The 16630-nt window shown below is 62.8% G+C and carries 21 protein-coding genes; 13 read left to right on the plus strand and 8 right to left on the minus strand.

All coding sequences use genetic code 11. The features are described 5' to 3' along the window. The first annotated feature begins 1 nt into the window (after position 1). From H2Z84_RS08900 to H2Z84_RS08945, 10 genes are all read left to right on the plus strand, one after another. Positions 2-502: a GNAT family N-acetyltransferase gene (locus tag H2Z84_RS08900; RefSeq protein WP_181835678.1), complete on the plus strand. Its 501-nt coding sequence runs from the start codon at positions 2-4 to the stop codon at positions 500-502. Further along, positions 499-768: a flagellar biosynthesis protein FliQ gene (gene fliQ / locus H2Z84_RS08905; protein ID WP_103523979.1), complete on the plus strand. Its 270-nt coding sequence runs from the start codon at positions 499-501 to the stop codon at positions 766-768. The genes H2Z84_RS08900 and fliQ overlap by 4 nt, the downstream gene beginning before the upstream one ends. An 11-nt stretch (positions 769-779) precedes the next feature. Next, on the plus strand, positions 780-1556 hold the full coding sequence (gene fliR / locus H2Z84_RS08910; protein WP_181835679.1) for a flagellar biosynthetic protein FliR: 777 nt from the start codon (positions 780-782) through the stop codon (positions 1554-1556). A 74-nt stretch (positions 1557-1630) separates the two neighbouring features. After that, the gene (locus H2Z84_RS08915) at positions 1631-2356 is read left to right on the plus strand and encodes a YebC/PmpR family DNA-binding transcriptional regulator (protein WP_181835680.1); all 726 of its coding nucleotides are present in this window, start codon (positions 1631-1633) and stop codon (positions 2354-2356) included. A gap of 156 nt (positions 2357-2512) precedes the next feature. Then, the gene (locus H2Z84_RS08920) at positions 2513-3808 is read left to right on the plus strand and encodes an aminopeptidase P N-terminal domain-containing protein (protein ID WP_181835681.1); all 1296 of its coding nucleotides are present in this window, start codon (positions 2513-2515) and stop codon (positions 3806-3808) included. Between the two features lie 2 nt (positions 3809-3810). After that, positions 3811-5016: an FAD-dependent monooxygenase gene (locus tag H2Z84_RS08925; protein ID WP_181835682.1), complete on the plus strand. Its 1206-nt coding sequence runs from the start codon at positions 3811-3813 to the stop codon at positions 5014-5016. A 10-nt stretch (positions 5017-5026) separates the two neighbouring features. Next, a complete protein-coding gene (locus H2Z84_RS08930) occupies positions 5027-6175 on the plus strand; it encodes a UbiH/UbiF family hydroxylase (RefSeq protein WP_181835683.1) in 1149 nt (382 codons plus the stop codon). 15 nt (positions 6176-6190) lie between these two features. Next, positions 6191-6928 (plus strand): DsbC family protein, encoded by a 738-nt coding sequence (locus tag H2Z84_RS08935; protein ID WP_181835684.1) that lies wholly within the window; start codon positions 6191-6193, stop codon positions 6926-6928. Between the two features lie 27 nt (positions 6929-6955). After that, positions 6956-7750 carry an energy transducer TonB gene (locus H2Z84_RS08940; RefSeq protein ID WP_181835685.1) on the plus strand — a complete coding sequence of 265 codons (795 nt, stop codon included), beginning with the start codon at positions 6956-6958 and terminating at the stop codon, positions 7748-7750. Between the two features lie 162 nt (positions 7751-7912). Continuing rightward, entirely contained in the window at positions 7913-8173 is a 261-nt protein-coding gene (locus H2Z84_RS08945) for an acyl-CoA-binding protein (protein ID WP_124644313.1), read from the plus strand. Between the two features lie 162 nt (positions 8174-8335). Here H2Z84_RS08945 and H2Z84_RS08950 read toward each other — a convergent pair whose 3' ends face one another. From H2Z84_RS08950 to phnG, 8 genes are read right to left on the minus strand one after another with little or no spacing between them, the layout of a single operon-like run. Further along, positions 8336-8896 (minus strand): phosphonate degradation HD-domain oxygenase, encoded by a 561-nt coding sequence (locus H2Z84_RS08950; protein WP_181835686.1) that lies wholly within the window; start codon positions 8894-8896, stop codon positions 8336-8338. Further along, a complete protein-coding gene (locus H2Z84_RS08955; RefSeq protein ID WP_181835687.1) occupies positions 8896-10044 on the minus strand; it encodes an alpha-D-ribose 1-methylphosphonate 5-triphosphate diphosphatase in 1149 nt (382 codons plus the stop codon). The genes H2Z84_RS08950 and H2Z84_RS08955 overlap by 1 nt, the downstream gene beginning before the upstream one ends. 23 nt (positions 10045-10067) lie before the next feature. After that, positions 10068-10769, minus strand: a complete 702-nt coding sequence (gene phnL, locus H2Z84_RS08960) for a phosphonate C-P lyase system protein PhnL (RefSeq protein WP_181835688.1) — start codon at positions 10767-10769, stop codon at positions 10068-10070. 4 nt (positions 10770-10773) lie between these two features. Continuing rightward, entirely contained in the window at positions 10774-11547 is a 774-nt protein-coding gene (phnK, locus tag H2Z84_RS08965) for a phosphonate C-P lyase system protein PhnK (protein WP_181835689.1), read from the minus strand. Continuing rightward, complete coding sequence (locus H2Z84_RS08970) at positions 11544-12398, minus strand: alpha-D-ribose 1-methylphosphonate 5-phosphate C-P-lyase PhnJ (RefSeq protein WP_181835690.1); 855 nt, start codon at positions 12396-12398, stop codon at positions 11544-11546. The genes phnK and H2Z84_RS08970 overlap by 4 nt, the downstream gene beginning before the upstream one ends. After that, complete coding sequence (locus tag H2Z84_RS08975; protein ID WP_181835691.1) at positions 12391-13488, minus strand: carbon-phosphorus lyase complex subunit; 1098 nt, start codon at positions 13486-13488, stop codon at positions 12391-12393. The genes H2Z84_RS08970 and H2Z84_RS08975 overlap by 8 nt, the downstream gene beginning before the upstream one ends. Before the next feature lies 1 nt (position 13489). Further along, positions 13490-14068 carry a phosphonate C-P lyase system protein PhnH gene (phnH, locus tag H2Z84_RS08980; RefSeq protein ID WP_220272763.1) on the minus strand — a complete coding sequence of 193 codons (579 nt, stop codon included), beginning with the start codon at positions 14066-14068 and terminating at the stop codon, positions 13490-13492. Then, positions 14065-14505: a phosphonate C-P lyase system protein PhnG gene (gene phnG, locus H2Z84_RS08985; RefSeq protein ID WP_181835692.1), complete on the minus strand. Its 441-nt coding sequence runs from the start codon at positions 14503-14505 to the stop codon at positions 14065-14067. The genes phnH and phnG overlap by 4 nt, the downstream gene beginning before the upstream one ends. Positions 14506-14665: 160 nt before the next feature. Here phnG and phnF point away from each other — a divergent pair, with 160 nt between their 5' ends. Genes phnF through phnN form a run of 3 tightly spaced genes read left to right on the plus strand, consistent with a single transcriptional unit; the run spans position 14666 to position 16612 of the window. Further along, on the plus strand, positions 14666-15388 hold the full coding sequence (phnF, locus tag H2Z84_RS08990) for a phosphonate metabolism transcriptional regulator PhnF (RefSeq protein WP_181835693.1): 723 nt from the start codon (positions 14666-14668) through the stop codon (positions 15386-15388). Next, the gene (locus tag H2Z84_RS08995) at positions 15388-16074 is read left to right on the plus strand and encodes a DUF1045 domain-containing protein (RefSeq protein WP_181835694.1); all 687 of its coding nucleotides are present in this window, start codon (positions 15388-15390) and stop codon (positions 16072-16074) included. The genes phnF and H2Z84_RS08995 overlap by 1 nt, the downstream gene beginning before the upstream one ends. Next, complete coding sequence (gene phnN / locus H2Z84_RS09000; protein ID WP_181835695.1) at positions 16064-16612, plus strand: phosphonate metabolism protein/1,5-bisphosphokinase (PRPP-forming) PhnN; 549 nt, start codon at positions 16064-16066, stop codon at positions 16610-16612. The genes H2Z84_RS08995 and phnN overlap by 11 nt, the downstream gene beginning before the upstream one ends. The last annotated feature ends 18 nt before the right edge of the window (positions 16613-16630 follow it).

Below are 16630 nucleotides of genomic sequence, written 5' to 3' on the forward strand. Positions count from 1 at the left end.
TATGGAAAACTTCACTCTGCAGCCCGAACATCTGCCCGACTGTCATGCCCTGCTGGCCGACTGCGTGGCAAATTTGCCAGATGACTATTATTCCTTGCCGGCGCGGCTGGCCTGGGCCGGCATCTGGGATGAAGACTGCCGGGTTAACTGGGAAGCCCGGTTGGCAGGCACCTGGAGCGTGGGCATTCGCGATGGCGGCCATTTGCTGGCTTTTGCCTGGCTGACGCAGGCGGGCGAGCTCGACATGCTCTATGTCGCCCCCTGGGCGCAGCGGCGCGGGCTGGCCTGGCAGATGATTCACCAGCTTGAGCAGGCCGCTGCCGCTGCCGGCGTGACAGCCCTGCATGCTTGGGCCAGCCATGCGGCGAAACCGGTGCTGGAAGGGGTTGGCTATGTGGCGGTCAGGCCCAATCGCGTCGAGCGCGACGGTATTCAGCTGGAAAACTGGCTGATGGCCAAGGGTGGCTGGCAAGAGAGCACTGCGGCAAGGAGCGAAGCATGAGTCCCGAACTCGTCATCAATATCGTACAGAATGCGCTGTATATCCTGATCATCGTCTCGGCCCCGGTACTGCTGGTGTCGCTGGTGGTGGGTCTGTTGGTGAGCGTGCTGCAGGCGGCCACCCAGATCAATGAAATGACGCTGACCTTCATTCCCAAGCTGCTGGCGATGTTCCTGGTGCTGGTACTGGCCGGGCCGTGGATGCTCAACACCCTGGTGGAGTACACCACCCGGCTGTTTCAGAGCATTCCCAGCGTCATCGGCTGATCCGCCGCGCCATGTTCAGCATCTCTGATGCGCAGATCAATGCGCTGGTCGCCATGTTTGCTTGGCCCTTTGCCCGCATCATCGGCTTGTTCCTGGTGGAACCTTTGTATGCCTACCGGGGTGTGCCACGTCGCTTCAAGGCCGGTTTTGCCCTGATGCTGACCATACTGGTGGTGCCCTTGCTGCCGCCTACCCCTGCCGTGCCGGTGATTTCTGCTGCCGGCATTGCCATCCTGTTCCAGCAATTGCTCATTGGCCTCGCCATGGGTTTTGTCATGCGCCTGACCATGACCGCAGTGGAAATGGCCGGCTTCATCATGGGCGCACAGACGGGCCTGGGTTTTGCCATGTTCTTCGACCCCATGCATGCGGCCCAGGTGCCGGTGGTGTCGCAGCTGCTGTCGATGTTCGTGTTTCTGCTATTTCTCACCTTCGATGGCCACCAGGTGGTGTTGTCGACGCTGGTGGAGAGTTTTCAGGTGCTACCCATCGGCATGAGCATGCCGGCCCAGGGGCTGAAGGCGCTGGTACTGTGGGGCGGTCATATCATTTCCTGGGGTGTGTGGTTGTCGATGCCGGTGATTGCTGCCCTGCTGGTGACCAACCTGGCCATCGGCGTGATGACGCGTGCGGCCCCGCAATTCAATATTTTCACCTTCGGCTTCCCGCTGACGCTGATGATAGGTTTCATCACTATCTATCTCACGCTGCCCTTGATGGTGCCGGCCATCGAACAGATTTATGGCCAGGCCTTCACCTTCATGCTGGCCATGCTGAAGGCGAAATAGCTTTCTGCTAGAATAGCGGCCAACTTTTCTGGCATTAAACCGGCCCGGTCGGGCCACACGAGATTGAGGCAATTATGGCAGGTCATAGCAAATGGGCTAACATCCAGCACCGCAAGGGTCGTCAGGATGCCAAGCGCGGCAAGATCTTCACCCGTCTGATCAAGGAAATCACCGTTGCTGCCAAGATGGGCGGCGGCGATGTCAACATGAACCCGCGCCTGCGGCTGGCAGTGGACAAGGCCAAGGCCGAATCCATGCCCAAGGACAATATCGATAACGCCATCAAGCGCGGTACTGGCCAGCTGGAAGGCGTGGACTATGTCGAATGCCGTTACGAAGGCTACGGCATTGGTGGTGCTGCCGTGATGGTGGACTGCCTGACCGACAACAAGACCCGTACCGTGGCCGATGTGCGCCATGCCTTCTCCAAGTATGGCGGCAATATGGGTACCGACGGCTGCGTGGCCTTCCAGTTCAGCCATTGCGGTTTCCTGGTGTTTGCCCCGGGCGTGGATGAAGATGCACTGATGGAAGCGGCACTGGAGTGCGGTGCTGAAGACGTGATCACCAACGATGACGGTTCCATCGAAGTCATTACCGGCCCTTACGAGTTCAGCGATGTGAAGCAGGCGCTGGAAGACAAGGGTTTCAAGGCGGAAATGGGCGAAGTCACCATGAAGCCGCAAAATGAAACCGAACTGGCCGGCGAAGACGCCATGCGCATGCAAAAGCTGCTGGATGCGCTGGAAGATCTGGACGACGTACAGGACGTCTTTACTTCAGCCACGCTGCTGGACTGATCTGCTGGTGGACTCACCGCAAGGCTTGCCTGCCGGCAAGCCTTTTTCATGTCCGCCATCCGCTGTGCATCAACATCGGCAGCCGGGCCGCCACAGTGTAAACTTCAGCCATGCCGGAGTTGTGCGCCGGCTCACCATCCTGCGAAAGAATCAGCCATGTACCAGAGCCATGCCGAGCGTCGCCGCCGCCTGATGCTGCAGATGGGGGAGGGCATTGCCATTCTGCCGACCGCACCCGAAGTGGTGCGTAATGCCGACAGCCATTATCCCTATCGCGCCGACAGTCATTTCCTCTACCTGACCGGCTTTGCCGAACCGGAAGCCGTGCTGGTACTGGATGCCGCACAGGGCAGGTCCATCTTGTTCTGCCGTGAAAAGAATATTGAGCGCGAGGTGTGGGAAGGTTTCCGTTTCGGGCCGGATGGTGCACGTGAAGCCTTTGGTTTTGACGAAGCCCACCCCTTGGCCGAGCTGGACCTGCGGCTGCCCGATTTGCTCAGCGGACAGAAGGCGCTGTGGTGGAATGTCGGCCGTGATGCGGCTTTTGACGTGCGCGTTAACGGTTGGCTGGAGAGTGTGCGCCAGCGCTACCGCAGCGGCGAGCAGCCACCGGCGCTCTATCACGACCTGCGCTGGCCGCTGGATGAGATGCGCATGGTCAAGGATGCTGGCGAACGCGCCACGCTGCGCCGTGCCGGGCAGGTGTCCGCGCAGGGCCATATCCAGGCGATGCGCTCTACCCGGCCAGGCATGATGGAATACCAGGTGGAAGCGGAAATCCTGCACACCTTTATCCGCCACGGTGCACGCTATCCCGCCTATGAAAGCATAGTCGCCGGTGGTGCCAATGCCTGCACCCTGCACTATGCGGCCAACAATGCGCGGCTGAACGATGGCGAGCTGTTGCTGATTGATGCCGGTTGCGAGCTGAACGGCTACGCCGGCGACATTACCCGTACCATTCCGGTCAATGGCAAATTCAGCGCCGCCCAACGTGATGTGTACGAAATCGTGCTGGCGGCGGAACTGGCCGGCATCGCGGCGGTCAAGCCTGATGCGCTGTGGAATGCCCCTGGTGACGCCGCGCTCAAGGTGCTGGTGCAAGGCATGCTGGATTTGCAGCTGCTGACAGGCACGGTGGATGGCGTGATCGAATCCGGCGCCTTCCGTCAGTTCTACATGCATGGCATCGGTCACATGATAGGCCTGGATGTGCATGATGTCGGCCAGCGCAAGCTCGGCGGCCAATGGCGCAGCTACCAGCCGGGCATGTGCACCACCATTGAGCCCGGTCTGTATATCCGCCCGGCGGATAATGTCCCTGTGGCCTTGCACAATATCGGCATCCGCATCGAGGACGATGTGCTGGTGACCGAAGACGGGCGCGAGGTGTATACCGCCGACGTACCCAAAGAAATCGACGAAATTGAAATACTGATGCAGGGCGTCTGAACATGAAAGCTACAGACAAGCAAACTGGTCGCACTGGACACTGTGCTGGCCATGATGGTGGCGAGCATGCCGACATCATCATTGTGGGTGGTGGACCGGTAGGTGCGCTGGCCGCGCTGCGTTTTGCCGCAGCAGGTCGCCGCGTACTCTTGGTAGAGGCCAGGGCCAAGGATGCACCGCTGACCGACGCCCGCGCACTGGCGCTGTCCTGGCATAGCCGGACGGCACTGGCCGCAGCCGGTGCCTGGCCGGATGATTTGCCGGCCAGTGTCATCGACACCGTTCATGTCTCGCAGCAAGGGGCATTTGGCCGCACCCGGCTGGATTGTGCCGACCTGAAACTGCCGCACCTGGGCGTGGTGGTGGATTACCCTGCGCTGACGCTGGCTATCAATGCCCAGCTGGAGCAGGCCGGGGTGCAGGTATGGTGGCAAACCCGAGTCGAAGCGGTAAACAGCCTGGGCTGCTATGCCTCGGTGAAAACCAGCGGTGTGCATGGCGATATCAGCCTGACCGCCCGGCTGGTGGTACTGGCCGAGGGTGGTGCACTGGCTGACAGCCTGCCGGGTATCAAGCGGCTGGTGCATGATTACCAGCAATGCGCGGTACTGGCCGAGGTCACTACCGAGCAGCCGCCGGCCGGCATTGCCTACGAACGCTTCTCGAAGCAAGGCCCATTTGCCCTGCTGCCGCATGGCGACCACTACATGCTGGTGTGGACCCGTAGCCACGACGATGCAAAAGCCCTGCAACAAGCGTCCGACGAACAGGTGATGGCCGAGCTGCAACAAGCATTTGGCGAGCGCCAGGGCAAGGTGCTGGCGATCGGCCCGCGTGCCAGTTTTCCGCTGGCACTGCGCCAGGTCAACCGTGTTAGCAGTGGCCGGGTAGTGCTGATCGGCAATGCTGCGCAGACCATGCATCCGGTGGCGGCGCAGGGTTTGAATCTGGGCCTGCGCGATGCCCTGGGCCTGGCCGATGCACTGGACGGCATCAGCGACCCGGGCGACGCCGCAGCCCTGGCGGTCTATGCCGCCAGCCGCAAGCTGGACAGCCATGCCGTGGTCGGCTTTACCCATGGGCTGATCAAACTGTTTGACGGCGATTCCACCCTGGTCAGCGCCCTGCGCGGAGCCGGCATGAGCGCGCTGGACAGCGTGCCGCCGCTGCGGCGTGCCTTTGCCCGCCATCTGGTCTTCGGGCTATAGAAAGCACTTCATGACACAGTACGACGTGATCATCGTGGGCGGCGGGCTGGTCGGTGCCAGCCTGGCGCTGGCGCTGGCCGGTAGCGGCAAGAAAATTGCCCTGCTGGAAGGATCTGCCGCCCGCTTCGCTGACCTGGAGCAGGGCTGGGATGCGCGCATCTACGCCGTCAGCCCGCTCAACCGCCGTTTTCTGGAGCAACTGCAGGCCTGGCCGGACATGACACGTATCGGCACCATCGCCAGCATGGATGTGCGTGGCGATGCCGGTGGCCGCATCCAGTTTGCCGCCAGCGATGCCGGAGCCAGTGCGCTGGCCTGGATTGTGGAAAACCGCTGGCTGCTGGCCAGCTTGTGGCAGCGGCTGGCCAGCAGTGGCGTCGACTGCTTTACCGGCGTGCGGCCGCAGGCTCTGGATACCACGGCTAGCTCCGCCAGTCTGAGCCTGGATGATGGCCGAGTGCTGCACAGCAGGCTGGTGGTGGGCGCCGACGGTGCTAATTCCTGGGTGCGCCAGCAGACTGGTCTTGCCGCCAGCATCAAGCCCTATGGCCAAAGCGGCGTGGTGGCCAATTTTGCCTGTGAAAAACCGCATGGCGATATCGCACGCCAATGGTTTACCGGCGACAGCATTCTGGCTTGGCTGCCGATGGCGGGGAATCGTATTTCCATGGTGTGGTCCAGCCCGCGCCCGGATGAGCTGATGGCCCTTTCCGGTGAGCAGTTATGCGCCCGTGTGGCGGCAGCTGGCGATCACCAGTTGGGCCATCTGAGCCTGCTGGGTCCGGCGGCCGCTTTTCCCTTGCGGCTGATCCAGCCCGCAGCCGTGGTGAGCCAGCGGCTGGCGCTGGTGGGGGATGCTGCCCACACTGTGCACCCGTTGGCAGGGCAGGGGGTCAACCTGGGCTTTCAAGACGCCGCTCAACTGGCCTCCATGCTGGCCAACGCCAACGATGCCGGCGACTGGATGCTACTGCGCCGCTACGAACGTTCACGCCGCGAAGCGGTGAGAACCATGCAATTTACCTGTGACAGCCTGTACCGGCTGTTTCACACCGAACACCTGCCGGGATTGTCGTGGTTGCGCAATACCGGCCTGACGCTTACCAACCGGCTGACACCGCTGAAGCGGCAGTTTGCCCGTCACGCCATTGGCTTCTGAACCCGAGGAATCTGAATGAACACTACCGTAAAAGCCCTGGCGCTGGCCGCCTCCATGCTGCTGAGCCTGAGCGCTTGCAATGCCAATGCCACCCCTAGCAGCAGCGAGCAAGTACAAAAAGCCTTCACCACCCGCTTCCCCACCCGTGAAGTACTGAGTGTGAAAGAAACCCCGGTCAAGGGCGTGTATGAGGTGGTGGTGAAGGGCAAGCAGATTGTGTATACCGACGCCGAGGCCAAGTACCTGTTTGTCGGTGACCTGATCGATACCGAAGCCAAGTCCAGCCTGACCGAAAAGAAAATGGCCGAACTGAACCGTGTCGACTTCAACAAGCTGCCGTTCAAATACGCCATCAAGGAAGTACGCGGCAACGGTTCCCGCAAGCTGGCGGTGTTCACCGACCCGGACTGCCCGTACTGCAAGCAGCTGGAGCGTGAGAGCCTGCCGGACATCACCAATGTCACCATTTACACCTTCCTTTATCCGCTGGCCCAGCTGCACCCGGATGCCCCGCACAAGGCACGCCAGATCTGGTGTTCCAAGGATCGTCTGGCTACCTGGACTGCCTTCATGCGTGATGGCAAGGAGCTCACTGGTACTGACAAGTGCGATACCAGCGCCCTGGACAAGATCGAAGCCATGGGTGACGAACTGGGCATTTCCGGCACGCCGGGCCTGATCTTTGGCAATGGCCGGCTGGTACCGGGTGCCATCGCCAAGGACGACATCGAAAAACTGCTGGATGCCAAGTAAACACAACAGGGGGCTGTGGCGCGTTTCATGAAGCTGCCTACCGGCCTGCGCTGGATGCCGGCCCAGTGGCGCTGGGCCGCACTTTCTGAGGGTGACCGCCTGCTGCTGGTGCTCAGCCTGTCCTTGCTGCTGCACCTGCCGCTGTTTCTGCGGTTGACGCATGAGGGCAGCCTGCACGGCCAGCCGCTGGCGATGTCGGTACGGCTAGGGCAGTCAGCCCGGCAGCCTACGCCCGCGCCAAAAGCCAGCCGGCCGGCCACACCTGTTACGCTGGCCAGCCAGCCCAAGTCTCCTCCACACCATCAGGCCAAACTCTTGCTGGCTCCGGCCAGCAAGACGCGGCTGGCGCAGGCGGCGAGTGCTGCCGTGGCCAGTGCGGCGGTGCCGTCGCCTGTGCAGCCGGAGCAGGTCGCAACCCCTGTTCAACCATCTCCGCCAAATACCAGCCAGCTGCTGGTAAGCAGCCCTGCCAGCGCGTCCGCGGATGATTCTGCCGGTGCACAGCGACTGGGGCTGGATTTTTACTATGCCGCGCGCCAGCTGGATGTGCTGGCGCTGGAGCAGCTGCCTATCCAGCTGGTCGAGCCCTATGGTATTGGCATGGATGATGTCGAGGTCAATCTGCGGGTATATATCAATGAGCAAGGCGGGGTGGACGCGGTACAGCTGGTGTCGGCACGGCCAGCCGGGGTAGAGGAGCCGCTGCTGGAAGTATTCCGCCAGGCGCACTTTTATCCGGCGATCCGCGATGGTCGCCCGGTCAAGAGTTTCAAGGTGATCCGCATCGGCCCGCAAAGTGATGGCGTCCTGCCGGGCAACTAAGCCGCCAGCGCGGGGCAAGCAGCAGCGCCTGTTTCGTGCTAAATTCAGCCATCCCGGCACAGCCGGGAGCCGGGTCGGCAGCGTCAGGCAGCCGCCCGTGCCAGTACAGCGGAACATACCGCTCCTATTACCCAATTACGAAGTAATCACGAAGGAAGAAGCATGTCTGATCTGAATGCACTGTTCACCCAAGCCCAGGCCGATGTCACCTCGCTGTCCGAGCGTCCGGACAACCAGACCCTGTTGCAGCTGTATGCGCTGTACAAGCAAGCCAGCGAAGGCGATGTCAGTGGCGAGCGCCCGGGCATGATGGACTTCATCAACCGCGCCAAGCACGATGCCTGGGACAAGCTCAAGGGCATGTCCAGCGATGAAGCCAAGCAAGGCTATATCGACGTGGTACAAAAGCTGCTGGCTGAGTAACAGCCGCTGCTGCCAGCGCTAGCTGGCGTGAATCAGAAAAACCGCTGAACCCTTACGGGCAGCGGTTTTTTCATGTGCTGGGCTTATAGCCGCTAACAAAAAACCGGCTGCTGCGTTGCGCCTCCTTGCCCCAGAGACGCTACGCTATTTTGTTAGCTGGGCTTAGCGCTTGCTCTGCGCAGCGAGGTGCGCAGCCATCACCGGCCACAGCCATTCCACTTGTTGCAGTTGCCAGCCGCCATCCTTGGCCGCTTCATCCAGCCGGCGCAGCAGCAGGATGTCGTGCAGATCGGGCTGGCGGGCAAATGCCTCCACTTCGGCGGCGCTCATCGGGCCGCCCTGATAAGCCAGGGTGGCGGTGCTGGCGCTGGACAGCTGTTGCAGATAGGCCGGGTCGATGGCGCACAGGTAGCGCTTGGCCGCAACATGCATGCCAACCAGCCGGGCGACCCGGGCGGAGAAGCCCAGCGCCAGCAGGTAATCGGCACCCAGCCTGTCGTGGGCCTGCACGCCGTACTCGCCCATTGCGGCGGCACCGTCGTGTTCCAGCAGGTGGCCGACATCGTGCAGCAAGGCGGCAAGTTGTATTTCTTCGTCACAGCCCCAGTCGCGGGCCAGCGTGGCCGCCTGTATGGCATGGTCGGCCTGGGTGATGGCTTCGCCATAGTGCTGCTGGCCGTGTTCTTGCAGCAGGCGGCGCAGGGTGGCGATGGTATCTGCCATCAGAATACCCTCCGTCCGCCATTCCATACCTGCTGCACCAGCGGTACTTCCGGGTGTGGTCGCACCTGCAGCAGGTCGGCACGCAGGCCGACGGCGATCCGGCCGCGGTCGCTCAGCCCTACTGCTTGGGCCGGGTTGTGGCTGACGGTGGCAATGGCCTGCGGCAGGCTCCAGCCGGCCTGTGCCACCAGCAAATACGCCGCGTGCAGCAGGCTGGCGGGTACGTAGTCGGAGGACAGGATGTCCAGCAGGCCGTGTTGCGCCAGTTCCAGCGCGGCGACATTGCCGGAGTGCGAGCCGCCACGCACTACATTGGGTGCGCCCATCACCGTGTGCAAACCATGCTGGCGTGCAGCCTGGGCCGCTTCGCGCGTGGTGGGGAATTCGGAAATCGCCACGCCGTCCTGCACGGCCTCGCTGATGTGGGACAGGTCGGTATCGTCGTGGCTGGCCAGTGGAATGCCATGCTGGCGCGCCAGTTGCACCACAGCCTGCTTGTGCTGGCCGGCATAGCGCTGCTGCATGCGCTGGCGCTCGCTGACGGCCTCCAGGAAGGTCTGCTCGTTCCAGCCGACTTTCTTCTTGCCGTAGTACTTCTTGTATTGCTCGATATCGCGATACTGGCGCTGGCCCGGGGTGTGGTCCATCACCGAGATCAGGCGCACGGCGGGATGGCTGATCAGCGGCTGCAATTCTTCCAGCAGGCCGGGATAGGCCAGCTCGCAGCGCAGGTGGAACAGGTGGTTGGCGCGGAACACACCTTGTTCCATGCCCAGGTTGATGGCGGCAAAGGCGGTGTGCAGGGTATCGAGCCGTACGCTTTCGCCTTCGAGGTCGCCCACGGCCAGCGCGTCGAATACCGTGGTGATGCCGGCAGCCGCGCACTGGGCATCGTGAGTGACCACGGCCGGCAGCATGGGCCACAGCACACCATTGCGCGGCATCAGGTGCTTTTCCAGATTATCGGTATGGATTTCCACCAGGCCGGGTAGCAGGTCATCACCGTGCAGGTCTTCACAAGCGGGCGTATCCGGCGGCAGCGGCTGTTCATGCACGGCGCTGATCAGGCCGTTGTCGATTTCCAGCGCGCCGCGCTCGATGATGCGGTCGGCCAGGATCAGGCGGGCATTGTTGAGGATGGTTTTCATCGGGCTTCTTTCGCAATCGGGGCTCAGGCACACAGGGCAGGAGCCAGCGGTACATCGAAAATGCGGCTGGCGACGGCGGTGCGGGTGTCTTCATCGTGGAAGATACCCACCAGCGCCGCACCGCGCTGGCGGGCTTCCCGCATCAGTTCGACCACGACGGCGCGATTGGCCGCATCCAGCGAGGCGGTCGGCTCATCCAGCAGCAGGATGGGGCGGGGGGCGATCATGCCGCGGGCGATATTCACCCGCTGCTGCTCGCCGCCAGAAAACGTGGCTGGTGGTAGCTGCCACAGCCGCTCGCCGATATTCAGCCGCGCCAGCCATGCGCCGGCCTGCTGTTGGGCTTCCTGCATCGAGTAGCCCCATTCCAGCAGCGGTTCGGCCACGATGTCCAGGGCCGATACCCGTGGAATCACCCGCAGGAACTGGCTGACATAGCCCAGGGTGTGGCGGCGCACGGAGGCGATTTCATGGGGTCGGGCGGTGGTCATGTCTACCCAGCTGCCCTGGTGGTGGATGCGGATGCTGCCACCCCCTACCAGATAGTTGGCGTACAGCGCCTTGAGCAGGGTGCTTTTGCCGGCACCGGAAGGACCAGTCAGTGCCACGCATTCGCCTGCGGCCACTTGCAGCGAGACATCGGCGAGCACGGGCAAGGCCAGCCCATCCTGCTGGTGCAGGACAAAGGTTTTGCTCAGCTGTTGAGCATCGATCAGTAGCTTCATGATTTCAGGCCTGCAAAATGGAGGACACCAGCAACTGGCTGTAGGGGTGTTGCGGATCATCCAGAATCTGGTCGGTCAGCCCGGCTTCCACTACCCGGCCCTGCTGCATTACCAGCGTGCGCTGCGCCAGCAACCGCGTCACGCCCAGATCGTGCGTCACCATGATGACGGCGATGCCGGTATCGTGGACGAGTCGGCGCAGCAGGTCGAGAAAGCGCGCTTGTACCGAGACATCCAGCCCGCCGGTGGGTTCATCCATGAACACCAGTCGCGGCTGGGTAACTAGGTTGCGGGCGATCTGCAAGCGCTGCTGCATGCCGCCGGAAAAGGCCGTGGGGCGGTCGTCCAGCCGCTCGCGGCTGATTTCCACTTTCTCCAGCCACTGGGCGGCGGTTTCGCGCAGCTGGCCGTAGTGGCGCTGGCCCAGTGCCATCAGCCGCTCGCTGACATTGGCTCCGGCCGATACATTCATGCGCAGGCCGTCGCGGGCGTGCTGGGTGACAAAGCCCCACTCGCTGCGTGCCAGCCGGCGGCGCTCGGCTTCGGCCAGGGTGGTCAGTTCATGGCTGCTGCCAGCGCGGTCGCGAAAGCGTACGCTGCCGGCATCGGCGCTCAGGCGGCCGGCCAGGGTGGAGAGCAGGGTGGATTTGCCCGAGCCGGACTCACCGACAATGCACAGCACCTCGCCCTCGTACAGTTCGAAATCAATGTCAAAGCAGCCTTGCCCGTTGCCATAGTCCTTGGCCAGGCCGCTCACGCTCAGTACTGGCTGGCTCATGCCTTGCTCTCCTGCTGTTGCTGGCAGTAATCGGTATCGGAGCAGACAAACATCCTGGCTCCGGCATCGTCGGTGATGATTTCATCCAGATAGCTGTCATGGCTGCCGCACAGGGCGCAGGCCTGCTCCCAGCGCTGTACGGTGAAGGGATGGTCTTCGAACGCCAGGCTTTCCACCCGGGTATGGGGCGGAATGGCATATAGCCGCTTTTCCCGGCCGGCGCCAAACAGCAGCAGGGCCGGGCTCATGTGCAGCTTGGGGTTGTCGAATTTGGGAATGGGCGAGGGCGAGCTCAGGTAGCGCTGGTTGACCATTACCGGGTAGTCGTAGCTGGTGGCGATATGGCCGAAGCGGGCGATATCTTCGTACAGCTTGACGTGCATCAGCCCGTATTCCTGATGGGCATGCAGCTTGCGGGTTTCCACCTCGCTGGCTTCCAGCGTGCGCAGCGCTTCCGGCTCCGGTACCTGGAACACCATGATCTGTCCAGGCCGCAGCGGGGTTTCCGGTATGCGGTGCCGGCTCTGGATCAGGCTGGCTGCCGCTGTGCTGCTGGTGGTGGCCACGCTGGTGACACGGGCGAAGAAACGGCGGATGTTGACGGCATTGGTGGTGTCATCCGCGCCCTGGTCGATCACCTTGAGCACGTCATCCTGGCCGATGATGCTGGCGGTCAGCTGGATGCCACCGGTGCCCCAGCCATAGGGCAGCGGCATTTCCCGGCTGCCGAACGGCACCTGATAGCCGGGAATGGCCACCGCCTTGAGCAAGGCACGGCGCAGCATGCGCTTGGTGTTTTCATCGAGGAAAGCGAAATTGTATTGCCATTGGCTATGACAGGTTTCAGTCATGGTTGGCCTCTTGCACAGCGGATGATGTGGCCTGGGCGCGCAGGGTGCGGATCAGCGACAGCTCGGCCTGGAAGTCGACGTAATGCGGCAGCTTGAGATGCTGGACAAAGCCGGAGGCTTCCACATTGTCGCTGTGATACAGCACGAACTCCTGCTGCTGCGCCGGGGCATGGGCCGCTTCGCCCAGTTCTTCGGCCCGCAGGCTGCGATCCACCAGTGCCATGGCCATGGCCTTGCGTTCGGCTTCGCCAAAGCTCAGGCCATAACCACGGGTGAATTGCGGCGGGGCGGTTTTGCTGCCGGCAAACTGGTTGATCATCTGGCATTCGGTCAGGGTGATTTCGCCGATGTCGATGTCGAAACCCAATTCTTCCGGGCAAACGCTGACACTGACTTCACCCATGCGGATTTCACCGGCAAAGGGGTGGCTTTCGGCATAGCCGCGCTGGGTGGAGTAAGCCAGGCCCAGCAGCCAGCCCTCATCGGCACGCGCCAGGTTTTGCAGGCGGGTGGCACGGTCGGCCGGGAACATCAGCGGCTGGCGGGTGAGGTCGGCCGGTTCCGGGTCGCCGGGCAAGGGTTGCTCGGCCTCGATCAATCCTTCGGCGGCCAGTACTTCCAGCACGCTGGGCAGTGGCTGCGGCACGCCGCTGTCGGCCAGGGCGCAGGGCGGCACATCGCTGTTGTCGCCAAGAGAGAAATCCAGCAGGCGCTGGGTGTAATCGGCGGTGGGGCCAAGTATCTGGCCGCCCGGCACATCCTTGAAAGTGCCGGACACACGACGGCGTACCCGCATGGCAGCAGTATCCAGCGGCTTGCTGCTGGCAAAGCGTGGCAGGGTGGTACGGAAGGCGCGCAGCAGGAATACCGCTTCCACCGTGTCGCCGGCGGCCTGCTTCAGTGCCAGTGCAGCCAGTTCTTCGTCGTAGAGCGAGCCTTCCTGCATCACCCTGGCTACGGCCAGGCGCAACTGCTGGCGGATCTGCCCCAGGCTCAGTTCTGCCAGTGCGCTGTCGCCACGGCGTGCGGCGGCCAGCAAGTCCCAGGAGCGGGCAATGGCGGTTTCACCACCTTTTACGGCTACATACATGTCAACCCTCCTGTACCACGGTGCTGCGGGGCAGGCCGGCCAGCTGGGTGGCGGAAATCAGCAGCACATCCACGCCCAGCGGAAAACGGGCATGGTTGGCCTGCCATTGCGTCCAGAATGCAGGCGGCAAGCCGGTTGCGCCAAAACGGCGCGGGCTGGCGAAACCGGGGCCGCTGGCTTCCACCTGTTGCGGGGTGAAATCTTCCACTTCCAGCAGGATGGTGGTGGAGCGGTCCGGGTATTCCGGGCTGCCGGCGCGCAGGCTGGACAAGGGCGGCAGTGAGCTGCCGGCTGGCAGCAAAATGAAATCGGCCTGCTCTGGTGTATCTGCCAGGCGCAGCGCGCAATGAAAGCGCAGGCTGGCCAGGGTGGCGGCAGGCAGCGCTGGCGCCCACAGCGTCACATCCTGATCGATCAGGGTGTAGAGCAGGGCGCTGGTGGCCGGTTTGAGGCCGGGCAGTGCCGCAGGCAGGCAGGGCAGGGTAAGCGGCAGCAGTGGTTCGGCCAGTGCGGACAGGGTAGTGCGGAATACTTGCTGGCAGTCCTGCTCCATATTGTCGAAAGCTTGTTGCAGCATCATTCCCCCCGCACCATGGTAAAGAACTCGACCTTGCTGGCCGCCGCGGCACGAGCGCTCTGTTCGCGCCGCGCTGCCAGTTCCTGTTGCAGCGGCTGCAGCAACTGTGCCTGCAGTGGCGGGTAGCATTGCGGGTTTTGCAGCAGTGCATCGGCCTGGGCAATCAGCTCGGCATGCTCGTCATCGCTGCCGCGTACCCAGCCATGCCCCAGCCAGCCGGCGATCTGGCAGCTGGCGCGGGTGACGCTGATTTCACCCAGATTGAAGCGGCTGCCGCTGCCACCGCTGCGGCCCTGCAACATCACCAGGCCGGTCTGGGCGCGCCGTAGCCAACTGATATCGCCAGCTGGTGGCAGATGCTGTTGCAGCAGTTCGGCCAGCCGCGATGCCGGGCTATGCGCCAGCAGGCTGAGCCAGTGTTGTCTTGTCGTGGTTTCCATGTGGGTGGTGAACCTGTGCTGGTTTCAAGAAAAATTCATATAAACGTATAGACGACTGCATGATAATAGCGGCAGTCGATAAGTGAACAGCACGTCAGCGTGAAGTTTTTGTGAAGCTTGGATTGCGCCGCTAGACCACTGGCGGTGCCGGAGAAAAAAGATGATTGAACGCGGTTCAGGGGTGGCGGTATGGCGTCAGATCGAAAACAGTCTGGCCGAGGAAATTGCCAGCGGCCAGTTGCAGGCCGGTGAGCAACTGCCTACCGAGCTGCAGCTGGCGGAGCGCTTTCGCGTCAACCGCCATACCATACGGCGCGCCGTGGCCACACTGGTGGAGCGCGGTCTGCTGCGGGTGGAGCAGGGGCGCGGCACTTTCGTGCAGGACAATGCCATCGACTACGCCATCAGCAAGCGCACGCGCTTTTCTCAGAATATGGCCAGACAGAATCGCAGCTCGGATATCGATGTCCTGGCCAGTGACAGCCTGGCGGCCAATGCCGAACTGGCCGAGCTGCTGGGGGTGAATGTGGGCGAGCTGCTGTTCCGCATCAAGACGCTGAGCCGGGTGGAAAACCGGGTGGTCGATTACTCCACCATGTTCTTCCCGGCTGCACGCTTTCCCGATCTGCCGGCCATCTACCAGCAGCAGCGCTCGGTCACCCTCACCCTGCAGCACTTCGGCATCCAGGACTACACCCGGCGCTTTACCCGGGTAACCGCCCGCCTGCCGGACAGCGAGGTGGTGGACTATCTGGGCATTCCCAAGAATCGCCCGGTGCTGCATGTCAAATCGCTGAACGTCGATCCCGACGGCCAGCCAGTGCAGTACGGCATCACCTGTTTCAATGGTGATCTGGTGCAGCTGGTAATGGAGGATCAGTGATGCGCTATGCCGTTTACCTGGCACCTTCCACCGACAGCCGCTGGTGGCAGGCGGGATGCAGCTGGCTGGGCCGCGATGCGGCGCTGGATGTGGCGGTGATGCAGCCAGCGCTCGCTGGCATCAGTGCCGAACGCCTGGAGCTGCTAACCCGCACGCCAGCGCGCTATGGCTGGCATGCCACGCTGAAAGCGCCGTTTGCCCCTGCTGCGGGTAGCAGCGAAGCCATGCTGTTGCAGCAGCTGTCGCGACTGGCCCGACGTTTCCAGCCATTCAGCCTGCCGCTGCAGCCAGCCCTGCTGGGGGATTTTCTCGCCCTGCGTCCGTCTGCCCCCAGCGCCATGCTGGATGAACTGGCCAGCAGCTGTGTGGTGGCGCTGGATGGACTGGTCGACCGGCAGCAAGCACTGCGGCCACGGCCCGGCCTGAGCGAGCGTCAGCAGCAGTTACAGCAGCGCTGGGGCTATCCCTATGTGTTCGAGCAATACCGCTGCCACTTCACCCTGAGCGATACGCTGGCTGATGCCACCGAAGCACAGCAGCTGTTGCAGGCGGCCGCGCACCATTTTGCCGGCCTGCCGCCACTGCTGGTGGACCGGCTGGCCTTGTTTGTCGAGCCGCAGCTGGCCAGCCCCCTGCGCTATCTGGCCAGCTGCAGCTTTGACGGAGAGCTGCAGCATGTCGCTTAAGCCGGGACGGCTGTGGTATGTGATGGGGCCGTCGGCAGCGGGCAAGGACAGCGTGCTGGCCTATGTGCGGCAGCAGTTGCCGGCTGCCACTGGCGTGGTGTTTGCCCATCGCTATATCACGCGTGCGGCAGACGCCGGCGGCGAAAACCATATTGCGCTGAGTACTGAGGAATTTCGTCAACGGCAGGCCAGCGGCTGCTTTGCCCTGTGCTGGCAACGCAATGGCCTGGATTATGCGCTGGGGGTGGAGGTGCAAAGCTGGCTGGCCAGTGGGCTGGATGTGGTGGTGAATGGTTCGCGTGCTACCTTGCCCCAGGCGCAGCTGGTGTTCCCCTCGCTACAACCGCTGTGGATTACCGCCAGTGCGGAAGTCAGGGCTGCCCGGCTGGCCGCTCGCGGTCGGGAGACCCCGCAGCAGATTGCCGCCCGCCTGCGCGAGGCCGATGCCTATCAGCCGCCGCCGGGCTGTATCGTGCTGCAGAATGATGGCGCGCTGGAGCAGGCCGCTGCCCGGCTACTGTCGCTGCTACTGGCCTGAACGCGGATGCAATAAGGC

Source organism: Aquitalea aquatica (assembly GCF_013911085.1).
Classification (GTDB): domain Bacteria; phylum Pseudomonadota; class Gammaproteobacteria; order Burkholderiales; family Chromobacteriaceae; genus Aquitalea; species Aquitalea aquatica.